Source organism: Paracidovorax konjaci (assembly GCF_900112675.1).
Classification (GTDB): Bacteria; Pseudomonadota; Gammaproteobacteria; order Burkholderiales; family Burkholderiaceae_C; genus Paracidovorax; species Paracidovorax konjaci.
The window spans coordinates 25,923-39,206 of record NZ_FOMQ01000021.1; the positions used below are offsets into that span (position 1 = coordinate 25,923).

Consider the following 13,284-nt stretch of genomic DNA (forward strand, 5'->3'; position numbering starts at 1 on the left):
GTCAGGCCTTTGCGCGTCACCTGCATGACGGACATTCCGCACCGTGGTGCGGTAGGCGCCCCTGCAGCAGGGTTTTTTCCCATTGCACAATGGCATGCGATCTGCGAAAGCAGCGTGCGCCTGAAGCCCCGCTTCGCGCCCCATCCCGGCCTTCATCCCGCTCTTCCCTTCTTCTTTTGTTGTTCCATGACCAAGACCTCCCTGGATAAAAGCAAGATCAAATTCCTTCTGCTGGAGGGCGTGCATCCGTCCGCGCTCGACGTGCTGCGCGGCGCGGGCTACACCCAGATCGAGGCCCTGACCGGCGCGCTGGACGGGGAGGAGCTCAAGCGCAAGATCGCGGACGTGCATTTCCTGGGGATCCGCTCGCGCACCCAGCTCACCGCCGACGTGTTCGAGCACGCCCACAAGCTCGTGGCCGTGGGCGCCTTCTGCATCGGCACGAACCAGATCGACCTGAACGCCGCGCGCGAGCGCGGCATCGCAGTGTTCAACGCGCCGTACTCCAACACCCGTTCCGTGGCCGAACTGGTGCTGGCCGAGGGCATCCTGCTGCTGCGCGGCGTGCCCGAGAAGAACGCGGTGGCCCACCGCGGCGGCTGGCTCAAGAGCGCGGACAACGCCTACGAGATCCGCGGCAAGACGCTGGGCATCGTGGGCTACGGCTCCATCGGCACGCAACTCTCGGTGCTGGCCGAGTCGCTGGGCATGCACGTGGTCTTCCACGACGTGGTCAGCAAGCTGCCGCTGGGCAACGCGCGGCAGGCGCCTTCGCTGCATTCCCTGCTGGAGCAGAGCGACATCGTCACGCTGCACGTGCCCGAGCTGCCGTCCACGCAATGGATGATCGGCCCCGAGGAGCTGGCCGCCATGAAGCAGGGCGCCATCCTCATCAATGCCGCGCGCGGCACGGTGGTGCGCATCGAGGCGCTGGCCGAAGCCCTGCGCGCCCGCAAGCTGCTGGGTGCGGCCATCGACGTCTTTCCCGTGGAGCCGCGCAGCAACAAGGACGAGTTCGTCTCGCCGCTGCGCGGGCTGGACAACGTCATCCTCACGCCGCACATCGGCGGCTCCACCATGGAGGCGCAGGCCAACATCGGGCTGGAGGTGGCCGAGAAGCTCGTCAAGTACAGCGACAACGGCACCTCCACCTCGTCGGTGAACTTCCCCGAGGTGGCGCTGCCCGCCCACCCGGGCAAGCACCGGCTGCTGCACATCCACCGCAACGTGCCGGGCGTGCTCTCGCAGATCAACCAGATCTTCTCGGACAACCAGATCAACATCGCCGCGCAGTACCTGCAGACCAACGACAAGGTGGGCTACGTGGTGATCGACATCGATGCCCAGTCGTCCGAACTGGCGCAGGACAAGCTCGCGCAGGTGCCCGGCACCATCCGCAGCCGCGTGCTGTTCTGACGCCCGGGCAGGGGCCGCGCACCGGCCATTCACTGTGCGCGGGGGATTGCCGGCCGCGGCCGGCGGCGCTCCGGGCGCTGGCGTAAAATCGCCGGCCCCGAGGCACGAGGGCGCGCCGCCAGCGCCCGACCCAGGTCCACCCCATGAATGTTCCGATAGCGCTGGCCGCCCTGCAGGCCCAGGCCGCAGAGCCCACTCGCCTGCGCGAGATTCCCTATAACTACACCTCGTTTTCCGACAGGGAAATCGTCATCCGCCTGCTGGGCGCCCCCTCCTGGGACGTGCTGGACCAGTTGCGCCGCGAGCGCCGCACGGGCCGGTCCGCCCGCATGCTCTACGAGGTGCTGGGCGACATCTGGGTGGTGCAGCGCAACCCCTATCTGCAGGACGACCTGCTGGACAACCCCGACCGCCGCAAGCTGCTGGTCGAAGCCCTGCAGCACCGCCTGACCGAGATCCAGAAGCGCCGCACGCCCGGCGACGACGCCGAGCGCGACCGGCTCGTGGGCCAGCTCGTCGAGTCCGCGCGCGGCGCCATCGAGCGCTTCGATGCCGCCTTCGTGGAAGCTGCCCAGTTGCGGCGCAGCGTGCAGCGCCGCCTGGGCCGGCTCACGGCCCGGGACAACATCAAGTTCGACGGGCTCTCGCGCGTCTCCCACGTGACCGACGCGACCGACTGGCGCATCGAATACCCGTTCGTGGTGCTCACGCCCGACTCCGAGGCCGAGATGGCCCAGCTCGTCAAGGCGTGCATCGAGCTGGAGCTCACCATCATCCCGCGCGGGGGCGGCACCGGCTACACGGGCGGCGCCATCCCGCTCACCTGGCGCAGCGCGGTCATCAACACCGAGAAGCTCGAAGCGATGACCGAGGTCGAGCAGGTGCGGCTGCCCGGCCTGGACGGCGAGTTCCCCACGATCTGGACCGAGGCCGGCGTGGTCACGCAGCGCGTGGCCGATGCGGCCGAACGCGCGGGCTACGTGTTCGCCGTGGACCCCACCAGCGCCGAGGCCTCGTGCATCGGCGGCAACATCGCCATGAACGCGGGCGGCAAGAAGGCGGTGCTCTGGGGCACCGCGCTGGACAACCTCGCTTCCTGGCGCATGGTCACGCCCGAGGCCGAATGGCTGGAGGTCACGCGCGTGGGCCACAACCTCGGCAAGATCCACGATGCCGAGGTGGCCAGCTTCGATCTGCAGTACTTCGCCGCGGACGGCAAGACGCCGCTGCGCACCGAGCGTCTGGACATCCCCGGCAAGACCTTCCGCAAGGAAGGCCTGGGCAAGGACGTGACGGACAAGTTCCTCTCCGGCCTGCCGGGCATCCAGAAGGAGGGCTGCGACGGCCTCATCACCAGCGCGCGCTGGATCGTGCACCGCATGTCGGAGCACACGCGCACGGTGTGCCTGGAGTTCTTCGGCAACGCCCGCGACGCGGTGCCGAGCATCGTCGAGATCAAGGATTTCATGTTCGCCGAGGCGGGCCGCTCCGGCGTGCTGCTGGCGGGCCTGGAGCATCTGGACGACCGCTACCTCAAGGCCGTGGGCTATGCCACCAAGAGCAAGAAGCATGGCGGCCTGCCCAAGATGGTGCTCTTCGGCGACATCGCGGGCGACGACGCCGACGCCGTGGCGCGGGCGACCAGCGAGGTGGTGCGCATCGCCAACTCGCGCTCGGGCGAAGGCTTCATCGCCATCAGCCCCGAGGCGCGCAAGAAGTTCTGGCTCGACCGCAAGCGCACGGCCGCCATCAGCCGCCACACCAACGCCTTCAAGATCAACGAAGACGTGGTGATCCCGCTGCCGCGCATGGCCGAGTACACCGACGGCATCGAGCGCATCAACATCGAGCTGTCCCTGCGCAACAAGATCGCGCTGTGCGACGCGCTGGAGGACTTCTTCCTGCGCGGCAACCTGCCGCTGGGCCGGCAGGACGACGCGCACGAAATCCCGTCGGCCGAGCTGCTCGAGGACCGGGTGGCGCAGGCCGTGGCGCTGGTGGGCGGGGTGCGCGACCTGTGGGCCGGCTGGCTGCAGGATGTCGCCACGCTGTTCCCGCAGTTGCAGGACCACACGCTGCGCGCGAGCTGGAAGACCCAATTGCGCGAACCGCTCGGCAAGATCTTCGCGGGCGCGGCCTTCCAGCCGCTCATGGCCGAGGCGGCGGCCATCCACCAGCGCGTGCTCAAGGGCCGCGTCTGGGTGGCGCTGCACATGCACGCGGGCGACGGCAACGTGCACACCAACCTCCCGGTGAACAGCGACGACTACCAGATGCTGCAGACTGCCCACGAGGCGGTGGCACGCATCATGGTGCTGGCGCGCAGCCTGGGCGGGGTGATCTCGGGCGAGCACGGCATCGGCATCACCAAGCTCGAATTCCTGACCGACGAAGAGCTGCAGCCATTCGCCGACTACAAGCGCCGGGTGGACCCGCAGGGCCGCTTCAATAAAGGCAAGTTGCTACGAAATCAGGAGCAAGAAACGCAGCAGAATCGGCGGCATGGAGGCGATCTGGCTTCCAATGCCGGGCGCGAGGCCCTGCGGGCGGCCGACCTGACCAATGCCTACACGCCGAGCTTCGGCCTCATGGGGCACGAGTCGCTGATCATGCAGCAGAGCGACATCGGCGCCATCGCCGATTCGGTCAAGGACTGCCTGCGCTGCGGCAAGTGCAAGCCCGTGTGCGCCACGCACGTGCCGCGCGCCAGCCTGCTCTACAGCCCGCGCAACAAGATCCTGGCGACCTCGCTGCTGGTCGAGGCCTTCCTCTACGAGGAGCAGACCCGCCGCGGTGTCTCGATCAAGCACTGGCAGGAGTTCGAGGACGTGGCCGACCACTGCACCGTCTGCCACAAGTGCTACACGCCGTGCCCGGTCAAGATCGACTTCGGCGACGTGACCATGAACATGCGCAACCTGCTGCGCAAGATGGGCAAGAAGAGCTTCCGTCCCGGCAACAAGGTGGCGATGGCGATGCTGAACGCCACCAACCCGGACACCATCAAGTTCATGCGTTCGGCGATGGTGGACGTGGGCTTCAAGGCCCAGCGCGCCGTGGTCGACCTGCTGCGCGCCGTGGGCCGGCGCCAGACCGCGCACCCGCCCGCCACCGTGGGCACCGCGCCCGTGAAGGAGCAGGTGATCCACTTCGTGAACAAGAAGCTGCCGGGCGGCCTGCCCAAGAAGACCGCGCGCGCGCTGCTGGACATCGAGGACAAGAACTACGTGCCCATCATCCGCAACCCGGCCGCCACCACGGCCGAGACGGAAGCGGTCTTCTACTTCCCCGGCTGCGGCTCCGAGCGCCTGTTCAGCCAGGTGGGCCTGGCCACGCAGGCCATGCTCTGGCATGCCGGCGTGCAGACCGTGCTGCCGCCGGGCTACCTGTGCTGCGGCTATCCGCAGCGCGGCAGCGGGCAGTTCGACCGCGCCGAGCAGATGATCACCGACAACCGGGTGCTCTTCCACCGCGTGGCCAACACGCTCAACTACCTGGACATCAAGACCGTGGTGGTGAGCTGCGGCACCTGCTACGACCAGCTGCAGGGCTACCAGTTCGACAAGATCTTCCCGGGCTGCCGGATCATCGACATCCACGAATACCTGCTGGAGAAGGGCATCACGCTGCAGGGCAAGGGCGCCTACCTCTACCACGAGCCCTGCCACAACCCGATGAAGCTGCAGGATTCGGTCAAGACCGTGAAGGCGCTCGTCGGCCCGCAGGTCACCAAGAGCGAGCGCTGCTGCGGAGAATCCGGCACGCTGGGCGTGACGCGGCCCGACATCTCCACGCAGGTGCGGTTCCGCAAGGAGCAGGAGATCCGCAAGGGCGAAGCCTCCCTGCGCGCGAGCGGCGCCGTCGCCCCGCAGGAGAACGTGAAGATCCTCACGAGCTGCCCGAGCTGCCTGCAGGGCCTCAACCGCTACCAGGACGATCTGCAGAACGGCCTGCTCGAAGCCGACTACATCGTCGTCGAGATGGCACGCGAGATCCTGGGCGAGAACTGGATGCCCGAGTACGTGCAGCGTGCCAACGCTGGCGGCATCGAACGGGTGCTGGTCTGATGGCCACCGCCTGCCCCCTGTGCGGCGGCGATGGCGGCGCGCTGGTGTGGCGCGGGGAACGCCTGCGCGTGATCCGTGCCGACGAGCCGGGCTTTCCCGCCTTCTACCGCGTGGTCTGGAACGCGCATGTGGCGGAGTTCTCGGACCTCTCCGCGCCCGATCGGCTGCTGTGCATGGATGCGGTCGTGGCCGTGGAGCATGCGCTGCGCACGCATCTGCAGCCGCAGAAGATCAACCTCGCAGCCCTGGGCAACATGGTGCCGCACCTGCACTGGCACGTGATCGCCCGCTTCGCATGGGACAGCCACTTCCCGTCGCCGGTCTGGGCGGCCGCGGTCCGCGAGCGCTCTCCCGCGCAGGAGCAGGAGGAAATCCTGTCCCGGCGCGACCGCATGGAAGGCGCTCTGCGCGAACACCTGGACCGGCTCGTCTGAGCCCTGAGCCGTGCCCGCGGCCAGGGCAGGGTGATCGGCCGCGCAGCACAATCGCGGCGTATCGCTTTCGCCGGGCTTCGCTCCGTTTTCTTTTCTTATCTCCCACCGCATTCGCCGAGGACTGCCATGGCCGGCCTGAAACCCGACACCCCGCTGCCGCAATCGCTCACCGCGCACGGCGCCTCGCGCGTGCTGGAGGTCGTCTTCTCCGATGGCGCGGCCTTCCGCATCCCGTTCGAGCTGATGCGCGTCTACTCGCCCTCGGCCGAAGTGCAGGGGCATGGACCGGGGCAGGAAGTGCTGCAGACCGGCAAGCGCGACGTCACCATCACCGCCATCGAACCCGTGGGCCACTACGCGATCCGGCCCACGTTCTCCGACGGCCACGACACCGGCATCTTCTCGTGGGACTGGCTCTACGAACTGGGCCAGCGGCAGGAGGCGCTGTGGGCGCAATATGCCGAGCGCCTGGCGCTCGCCGGTGCCGATCGCGATGCGCCCATGCCCGCGCCGCGCCGTGGTGGCGGCGGTGCTTCGCACGGGGGCTGCGGCGGGCATTGAGGGCGCGGCGCGGCCCCGTGCGGGCGCGTTCCGTCATCCAATCGCCACACATGCCCCAGGCGGTTGCGGGGTTGTCGCTGTACGCCGCGGGTGGCGGCGCTTTAGCATCGCGGCATGAGCACCACCCATTTTGGATTCCAGTCGGTCGATGAGAAGGACAAGGCTCGCCGCGTGCGCGGCGTGTTCGACTCCGTGGCCTCGAAGTACGACCTCATGAACGATCTCATGTCCGGCGGGCTGCACCGGGCATGGAAGGCCTACACCGTGATGGTCGCCAACCTGCGTGAGGGGCAGCGCGTGCTCGACATCGCCGGCGGCACGGGTGACCTCTCGAAGGCCTTCGCGAAGAAGGTCGGGCCTTCGGGCACCGTGGTCCACACCGACATCAACGAATCCATGCTGCGCGTGGGCCGCGACCGGCTCATCGACGAAGGCGCCGTGCTGCCCACGCTGGTCTGCGATGCCGAGCACCTGCCGTTCCCCGACAACCATTTCGATGTGGTGAGCGTGGCCTTCGGCCTGCGCAACATGACGCACAAGGACGTGGCCATCGCAGAGATGTGCCGGGTGCTCAAGCCGCGCGGCCGGCTGCTGGTGCTGGAGTTCTCGCAGGTCGCGAAGCCGCTGCGCAAGCCCTACGACTGGTATTCCTTCAAGGTGCTGCCCCGCCTGGGCAAGCTCGTGGCCGGCGACGACACGAGCTACCGCTACCTGGCCGAATCGATCCGCATGCATCCCGGCCAGGAGGAACTCAAAACCCTCATGCAGAAAAATGGCTTTGGGCATGTGGACTATCACAACATGACGGGCGGTATCGTGGCCCTGCATGTTGGAATCAAGTGCTGAGCTGGACGACGGACGGCTTTCGATAACTAAATGGAGATGACATGATGAAACTCTGGTCTGTGGCTTTGGTGGCGATGCTGGCGGTGGTCCATCTGGACGCCGATGCGCGCCGCATGGGCGGCGGCAAGTCGGTCGGCAAGCAGTCGAGCAACGTGACGCAGCGCGAGGCCAGCCCACCTGCCGCGCCGGCCGCGCCCGCGCAGAACGCCAACAACGCAGCCGCCGCCAAGCCGGCCGCCGCGCCGAATGCGGCCGCGGCCGCAGCGCCCAAGAAGCCCTGGGGCGCCATGCTGGGCGGCCTCGCCGCCGGCCTGGGGCTCGCCTGGCTGGCCCACTCCCTGGGCCTGGGCGAGGCCTTCGGCCAGTTCCTGCTGATCGCCCTGCTGGCGCTGGTCGCCTTCGCCGTCATCGGCATGATCATGCGTTCCCGCAAGCCTGCCGGCGCCTCCGCCGGTGGTGCGCCCTTCGCCTTCCAGGGTGCGGGCGCCGGGGCCGGATCCGTGTCGCCCGCGCAGGCTCCCATGCCCCGCCAGTACAGCCCGCAGAACGTGGGCAACGATGCGTCCGCCCGTCCGTTCGAGCGTGGCGGAATGGCCTTCGATGCCTCGCGCACGGCCGGTGCCGGCAGCGGTGTGGTGATCGGCTCGGCAGTCGCCGGAGCGCAAGGCTGGAGCGTTCCGGCCGACTTCGACACCGAGGCCTTCCTGGCCGCGGCCAAGCGGAACTTCGTGACCCTGCAGGCCGCCTGGGACCGCTCGGACATCGATACGCTGCGCTCCATGATGACCGACAGCATGGTGGGCGAGATCCGCACCCAGCTCAGCGAGCGTGAATCCCTGCGCGGCGCCAACCAGCCCAACCACACCGACGTGGTGATGCTTGAGGCGCAGCTCCTGGGCATCGAGGACCTGGGCGACGGCTACATGGCCAGCGTCGAGTTCTCCGGAATGATCCGTGAAGAGCTGTCCGCCGGCCCCAGCCCCTTCCGCGAGGTCTGGAACATGACCAAGCCCAAGAGCGGCGCCAGCGGCTGGCTCGTGGCAGGCGTGCAGGCCCTGCAATGACGGCCCGCGCAGCCTGCCTGGCGCGGGCTGCGCCTTTTTCCGCAATGGCGCGGGGTGCGTACGGATAAGCTTTCGGGCGCCCTGGCCAGTTCGGGGAATAATCGGGGACTATGGCAGCACCACAGTCCCCTTTTTCGTTTCTGGACGGGCTCTTCGAGCGCGTGACCAGCGGCCCCCAGCCCCCGCAATGGCTGGTGCATGAGGTGCAGCACCGGCTCGTGCTGTTCATCAACCACGTGCTCATGCAGGAACCCGAGGCCATGGACCGGCTGGTGCGCCAGAGCGGCAGCGTGGCGCGGGTGCAATGGCGCATCTATTCCATGGCGCTGCGCGTGACGCCCGCCGGGCTGTTCGACCTGGCCGGCGAAACCGCCGTGCCCGACCTCCGCGTCGAGATCACCGATACCTCTCCGCTGTCGCTGGCCCAGGCGGCCCTGCGCGGCGACAAGCCCTCCATCCGCATCGAAGGCGACGTGCAGCTGGCGGCCGAGATCCAGTGGCTCGTGGACCACGTGCGCTGGGATCTCGAGGAAGACCTGGCGCGGGTGCTGGGCGATGCCCCCGCCCATGCGATCGGCACGGCCGCGCGGCGCGTGGCGCAGGCGCTCAAGCAGTTCGTGGGCGCGCGCATGGCGGGCCGTGCCGCACCCGGCGCCGCGCAGGCCGCGCCCGGCCCCGACCACGGCACCCCATGAGCCGGCTCTTTCGCGGTGTCACCATCGTCTGGGTGGTGCTGCGCTATGGCCTCGACGAACTGGTCCTGACGAGCTTCCGCAAGCCGTGGCTGCGGTTGCTGGCGCGCGTGGTGTCCGTGGGCCGGCGGCTGGATGCGCCGCGCGGCCAGCGCCTGCGCGAAGCGCTGGAGCGCCTGGGGCCGATCTTCGTGAAGTTCGGGCAGGTGCTCTCCACGCGCCGCGATCTGCTGCCGCCCGACATCGCCAACGAACTGGCCCTGCTGCAGGACCGCGTGCCCCCGTTCGATCCGAATGTGGCGGTCGCTACCATCGAGCGCGCCTTCCGCCGCCCGATCGGTGAGGTCTTCGTGTCGTTCGACCGCGTGCCCATCGCCAGCGCTTCCATCGCCCAGGTGCATTTCGCCGTCGTGCGGGACCGGCACGGCGTGGAGCGCGAAGTGGCCGTGAAGGTGCTGCGCCCGGGCATGCTGCCCGTGATCGACAACGACCTGGGCCTCATGCGCATGATGGCCGGCTGGGTGGAAAGCCTCTCGGCCGACGGCAAGCGCCTCAAGCCCCGGCAGGTGGTGGCCGAGTTCGACAACTACCTGCACGACGAGCTGGACCTGATCCGCGAGGCCGCCAACGCCGCGCAACTGCGCCGCAACATGGAAGGCCTGGGGCTGGTGCGCATTCCCGAGATCGTCTGGGACTTCTGCCATCCCGAGGTGTTGGTGATGGAGCGCATGAAGGGCGTGCCCATCAGCCAGATCGAGCGGTTGCGCGAGGCCGGAGTGGACATTGCCCAGCTCGCCCGGGATGGCGTCACGATCTTCTTCACGCAGGTGTTCCGCGATGGCTTCTTCCATGCGGACATGCACCCGGGCAACATCCAGGTGAGCCTGGAGCCCGGCTCCTTCGGCCGCTACATTTCGCTGGATTTCGGCATCGTGGGCTCGCTCACGGAGTTCGACAAGGAATACCTCGCGCAGAACTTCACGGCCTTCTTCCGCCGCGACTACAAGCGTGTGGCCGAATTGCATGTTGAAAGCGGCTGGGTGCCTGCCGACACGCGCATCAATGAGCTGGAGTCGGCCATCCGCGCCGTCTGTGAGCCGTATTTCGACCGGCCGCTCAAGGAAATCTCGCTGGGCATGGTACTCATGCGGCTCTTCCAGACCTCGCGCCGCTTCCAGGTGGAGATCCAGCCGCAGCTCGTGCTGCTGCAGAAGACGCTGCTGAACATCGAGGGACTGGGCCGCCAGCTCGACCCCGAACTCGACCTCTGGAGCACGGCCAAGCCGTTCCTGGAGAAGTGGATGCTCGACCAGATGGGCCCGCAGCGCCTCTGGCGCGAGATGAAGGCGGAGGCCCCGCATTTCGCCAAGATGCTTCCCGAGCTGCCGCGGTTGTTGCACGACTACCTCCGCGAAAAGCCGCATGACCACCGGCGCGAGCTGGCCGAGCTGCTGGCGGAGCAACGCCGCACCAACCGGCTGCTGCAGAGCCTGCTGTATGGAGGCCTCGGGTTCGTCCTGGGGCTCCTGGCGCTGCAGTTCCTGATCCGCTTCAGGTTCTACTGACGCGCGCCCGCACGCCGGCCCTTCTTTTTTCCGTTCTTTTCTTTTCCGCAATCCATCACTTCGCGACATCGAGGAGCGTGCCGTGCTGCTGACCCTGGTCATCGTCTATCTGCTGATCACCATCGCCATCGGGCTGGTGGCCGCCAAGCGCGTGAAGAACGCGGCGGATTTCGCCATCGCGGGCCGGCACCTGCCGCTCTACATGATCATCACCACCACGTTCGCGACCTGGTTCGGTTCGGAGACGGTGCTGGGCATACCCGCGAAGTTCATCGAGGGCGGCCTGGGGAACGTGGTGGAAGATCCGTTCGGCGCCGGCTTCTGCCTGATCCTGGTGGGGCTGTTCTTCGCCGCCAAGCTCTACCGCATGACGCTGTTGACCATCAGCGACTACTACCGCGAGCGCTACGGCCGCGCGGTGGAGATCATCTGCTCGCTCATCATCATGCTGAGCTATCTGGGCTGGGTGGCGGCGCAGGTCACTGCGCTGGGGCTGGTGTTCAACCTGCTCTCCGGCGGCGCGGTGAGCATGCCCGTGGGCATGACGATCGGCGTGGTCTCCATCCTGGCCTACACGCTCTTCGGCGGCATGTGGTCGGTGGCCGTGACCGACTTCATCCAGATGATCATCCTCGTGGTGGGTTTGGCCGTCATCGCGGTGTTCGCGGGCCAGATGGCGGGCGGTGCCGACAAGGTGATCGACTTCGCGGCGAGCCGCGATCTGTTCCGCTTCCTGCCGGAGCCGAAGTTCCATGACGTGGTGTTCTTCATCGCCGCCGGCATCACCATGATGTTCGGCTCGATCCCGCAGCAGGACGTGTTCCAGCGCGTGATGTCCGCCAACAACATCCAGGCCGCGACGCGAGGGCCCGTCATCGGCGGCATCTGCTACATCCTGTTCGCGTTCGTCCCGATGTACCTCGTGGCCAGCGCACTGCTCATCATGCCCAACGAGACGGCTGCGCTGCTCAAGGACGATCCGCAGAAGGTGCTCCCCACGCTGGTGCTGGAGAAGATGCCCTTCGTGATGCAGGTGCTTTTCTTCGGGGCCCTGCTGTCGGCGCTGAAATCCACCGCTTCGGCCACGCTGCTGGCGCCCAGCGTCACCTTCACCGAGAACATCTGGCGCCAGTTCCGCCCGTCGGTCTCCGACCGCGAGCACCTGCGCACGATGCGCATCAGCACGCTGGTCTTCAGCCTGCTCGTGCTGGCCTATTCGATCCGCATGCAGGGCACCTCCATCTATGAACTGGTGTCGGGGGCGTACCAGGTGCCGCTCGTGGGGGCTTTCGTTCCGCTGGTGTTCGGCCTCTACTGGAAGCGGGCCACCACGCAGGGCGCGCTTTGCGCCATCGTCCTGGGGCTGGGTTTCTGGCTGGCGTTCATCGCGCTGCCGGTTGGCGCCGTGTTTCCGGCGCAACTGGCCGGTGTGCTGGCCGCCGCGGTGGGCATGGTGGCCGGCTCGCTCGCGCCGCAATGGCTGGGCAACCGCCGTGGATCGCACCACCGCGTCGTGGCCGCGGAGTGATGCCGGGGCCCGCGAAGGCGCGGGCAGGCGGGCGCCCGCGAGGCGCCGGGCACGCCTGCCTATAATTGAAGGTTTTGCAAACCCTTCTTTGCGCTTCGAAGAGCCCGGTAAAAATGCCTATCTATGCCTATAAATGCGGCGCCTGCGGCCATGCCAAGGATGTGCTGCAGAAGATGTCCGACGCCCCTCTCACGGTCTGCCCCGCCTGCGGCGCCGAGGCCTTCTCCAAGCAGGTCACGGCTGCGGGCTTCCAGCTCAAGGGCTCGGGCTGGTACGTGACCGATTTCCGCGGCGGCAACAGCGCCGCAGCCCCGGCACCGGCTGCCGACAGCGCAGGCGGCGCCGCGGCAGCGCCTGCGACCGCTCCGGCGCCTGCCGGTGCGGCGGCGCCCGCGCCGGCCGCTGCTCCCGCTTCCTCCGCCGCGGCCCCGGCCGCTCCTTCGTCCAAGAGCTGAACGCCGTTCGATGTCCGCTTTGCGCAAATGGCTGTTCACGGGTCTGCTGGTGATCGTGCCCGGCGTGATCACCGCCTGGGTCCTGCACTGGATCATCAGCACGCTCGATCAGACCCTGCAGATCCTCCCGGAGAACTGGCAGCCCGACCGGCTGCTGGGCTTCCACATCCCCGGTTTCGGCGTGCTGCTCACGTTCGCCATCCTGCTCACCGTGGGTGCGCTGGCGAGCAATTTCGCCGGCCGCAAGCTGGTGGAATGGGGCGACCGGCTCGTGAGCCGCATCCCCGTGGTGCGCTCGATCTATTCGAGCGTGAAGCAGGTGTCGGACACGCTGTTCTCCGAGAGCGGCAATGCCTTCCGCACCGCCGTGCTGGTGCAGTGGCCGCGCGAAGGCGTCTGGACCGTGGCCTTCATCACCGGAACGCCCAGCGGTGAAGTCGCCGCCTACCTGCGGGACGGTTACGTCAGCGTCTACGTGCCGACCACGCCCAACCCGACCGGCGGCTATTTCGTGATCCTGCGCAAGAGCGACTGCATCGAACTCGACATGACCGTCGATGCCGCGCTCAAGTACATCGTGTCGATGGGCGTGGTGGCTCCTCCGGACCCCGTGCTCAACGATCCCAAGTAGAAAACCCTCCCACCGCGCCGCGCCC

At 67.7% G+C, this 13,284-nt stretch carries 11 protein-coding genes; all 11 read left to right on the plus strand.

Annotation, left to right across the window (positions count from 1 at the left end; translation table 11 throughout):
* Positions 1 to 186 precede the first annotated feature (186 nt).
* The 11 genes from serA to BM144_RS21120 all read left to right on the plus strand — a co-directional run bounded on the left by serA (position 187) and on the right by BM144_RS21120 (position 13,259).
* Positions 187 to 1,416: a phosphoglycerate dehydrogenase gene (gene serA, locus BM144_RS21070; protein WP_092957238.1), complete on the plus strand. Its 1,230-nt coding sequence runs from the start codon at positions 187 to 189 to the stop codon at positions 1,414 to 1,416.
* A gap of 143 nt (positions 1,417 to 1,559) precedes the next feature.
* Positions 1,560 to 5,483, plus strand: coding sequence for a DUF3683 domain-containing protein (locus BM144_RS21075; RefSeq protein WP_092957241.1), 3,924 nt, complete (start codon positions 1,560 to 1,562; stop codon positions 5,481 to 5,483).
* Complete coding sequence (locus BM144_RS21080) at positions 5,483 to 5,917, plus strand: HIT family protein (protein ID WP_092957244.1); 435 nt, start codon at positions 5,483 to 5,485, stop codon at positions 5,915 to 5,917. The genes BM144_RS21075 and BM144_RS21080 overlap by 1 nt, the downstream gene beginning before the upstream one ends.
* A 126-nt stretch (positions 5,918 to 6,043) precedes the next feature.
* A complete protein-coding gene (locus tag BM144_RS21085; protein ID WP_092957247.1) occupies positions 6,044 to 6,478 on the plus strand; it encodes a gamma-butyrobetaine hydroxylase family protein in 435 nt (144 codons plus the stop codon).
* Between the two features lie 114 nt (positions 6,479 to 6,592).
* Positions 6,593 to 7,324 (plus strand): bifunctional demethylmenaquinone methyltransferase/2-methoxy-6-polyprenyl-1,4-benzoquinol methylase UbiE, encoded by a 732-nt coding sequence (gene ubiE / locus BM144_RS21090; protein WP_092957250.1) that lies wholly within the window; start codon positions 6,593 to 6,595, stop codon positions 7,322 to 7,324.
* 41 nt (positions 7,325 to 7,365) lie between these two features.
* Positions 7,366 to 8,388: a Tim44 domain-containing protein gene (locus BM144_RS21095; RefSeq protein ID WP_092957253.1), complete on the plus strand. Its 1,023-nt coding sequence runs from the start codon at positions 7,366 to 7,368 to the stop codon at positions 8,386 to 8,388.
* Positions 8,389 to 8,498: 110 nt separating this feature from the next.
* Positions 8,499 to 9,083 (plus strand): hypothetical protein, encoded by a 585-nt coding sequence (locus tag BM144_RS21100; RefSeq protein ID WP_092957256.1) that lies wholly within the window; start codon positions 8,499 to 8,501, stop codon positions 9,081 to 9,083.
* The gene (gene ubiB / locus BM144_RS21105) at positions 9,080 to 10,645 is read left to right on the plus strand and encodes a ubiquinone biosynthesis regulatory protein kinase UbiB (protein ID WP_092957259.1); all 1,566 of its coding nucleotides are present in this window, start codon (positions 9,080 to 9,082) and stop codon (positions 10,643 to 10,645) included. Before BM144_RS21100 ends, ubiB begins: the two co-directional genes overlap by 4 nt.
* Positions 10,646 to 10,727: 82 nt before the next feature.
* Positions 10,728 to 12,173, plus strand: coding sequence for a high affinity choline transporter 1 (locus BM144_RS21110; RefSeq protein WP_092957262.1), 1,446 nt, complete (start codon positions 10,728 to 10,730; stop codon positions 12,171 to 12,173).
* Between the two features lie 113 nt (positions 12,174 to 12,286).
* Entirely contained in the window at positions 12,287 to 12,628 is a 342-nt protein-coding gene (locus BM144_RS21115; protein WP_092957265.1) for an FmdB family zinc ribbon protein, read from the plus strand.
* Positions 12,629 to 12,638: 10 nt separating this feature from the next.
* Positions 12,639 to 13,259, plus strand: a complete 621-nt coding sequence (locus tag BM144_RS21120) for a DUF502 domain-containing protein (protein WP_092957268.1) — start codon at positions 12,639 to 12,641, stop codon at positions 13,257 to 13,259.
* Positions 13,260 to 13,284: the final 25 nt, after the last annotated feature.

What these genes read in the sequence shown, in the direction of transcription:
- serA (WP_092957238.1), top strand. Translation starts at nt 187, where the DNA reads ATGACCAAGACCTCCCTGGATAAAAGCAAGATCAAATTCCTTCTGCTG.
- BM144_RS21075 (WP_092957241.1), top strand. Translation starts at nt 1,560, where the DNA reads ATGAATGTTCCGATAGCGCTGGCCGCCCTGCAGGCCCAGGCCGCAGAG.
- BM144_RS21080 (WP_092957244.1), top strand. Translation starts at nt 5,483, where the DNA reads ATGGCCACCGCCTGCCCCCTGTGCGGCGGCGATGGCGGCGCGCTGGTG.
- BM144_RS21085 (WP_092957247.1), top strand. Translation starts at nt 6,044, where the DNA reads ATGGCCGGCCTGAAACCCGACACCCCGCTGCCGCAATCGCTCACCGCG.
- ubiE (WP_092957250.1), top strand. Translation starts at nt 6,593, where the DNA reads ATGAGCACCACCCATTTTGGATTCCAGTCGGTCGATGAGAAGGACAAG.
- BM144_RS21095 (WP_092957253.1), top strand. Translation starts at nt 7,366, where the DNA reads ATGATGAAACTCTGGTCTGTGGCTTTGGTGGCGATGCTGGCGGTGGTC.
- BM144_RS21100 (WP_092957256.1), top strand. Translation starts at nt 8,499, where the DNA reads ATGGCAGCACCACAGTCCCCTTTTTCGTTTCTGGACGGGCTCTTCGAG.
- ubiB (WP_092957259.1), top strand. Translation starts at nt 9,080, where the DNA reads ATGAGCCGGCTCTTTCGCGGTGTCACCATCGTCTGGGTGGTGCTGCGC.
- BM144_RS21115 (WP_092957265.1), top strand. Translation starts at nt 12,287, where the DNA reads ATGCCTATCTATGCCTATAAATGCGGCGCCTGCGGCCATGCCAAGGAT.
- BM144_RS21120 (WP_092957268.1), top strand. Translation starts at nt 12,639, where the DNA reads ATGTCCGCTTTGCGCAAATGGCTGTTCACGGGTCTGCTGGTGATCGTG.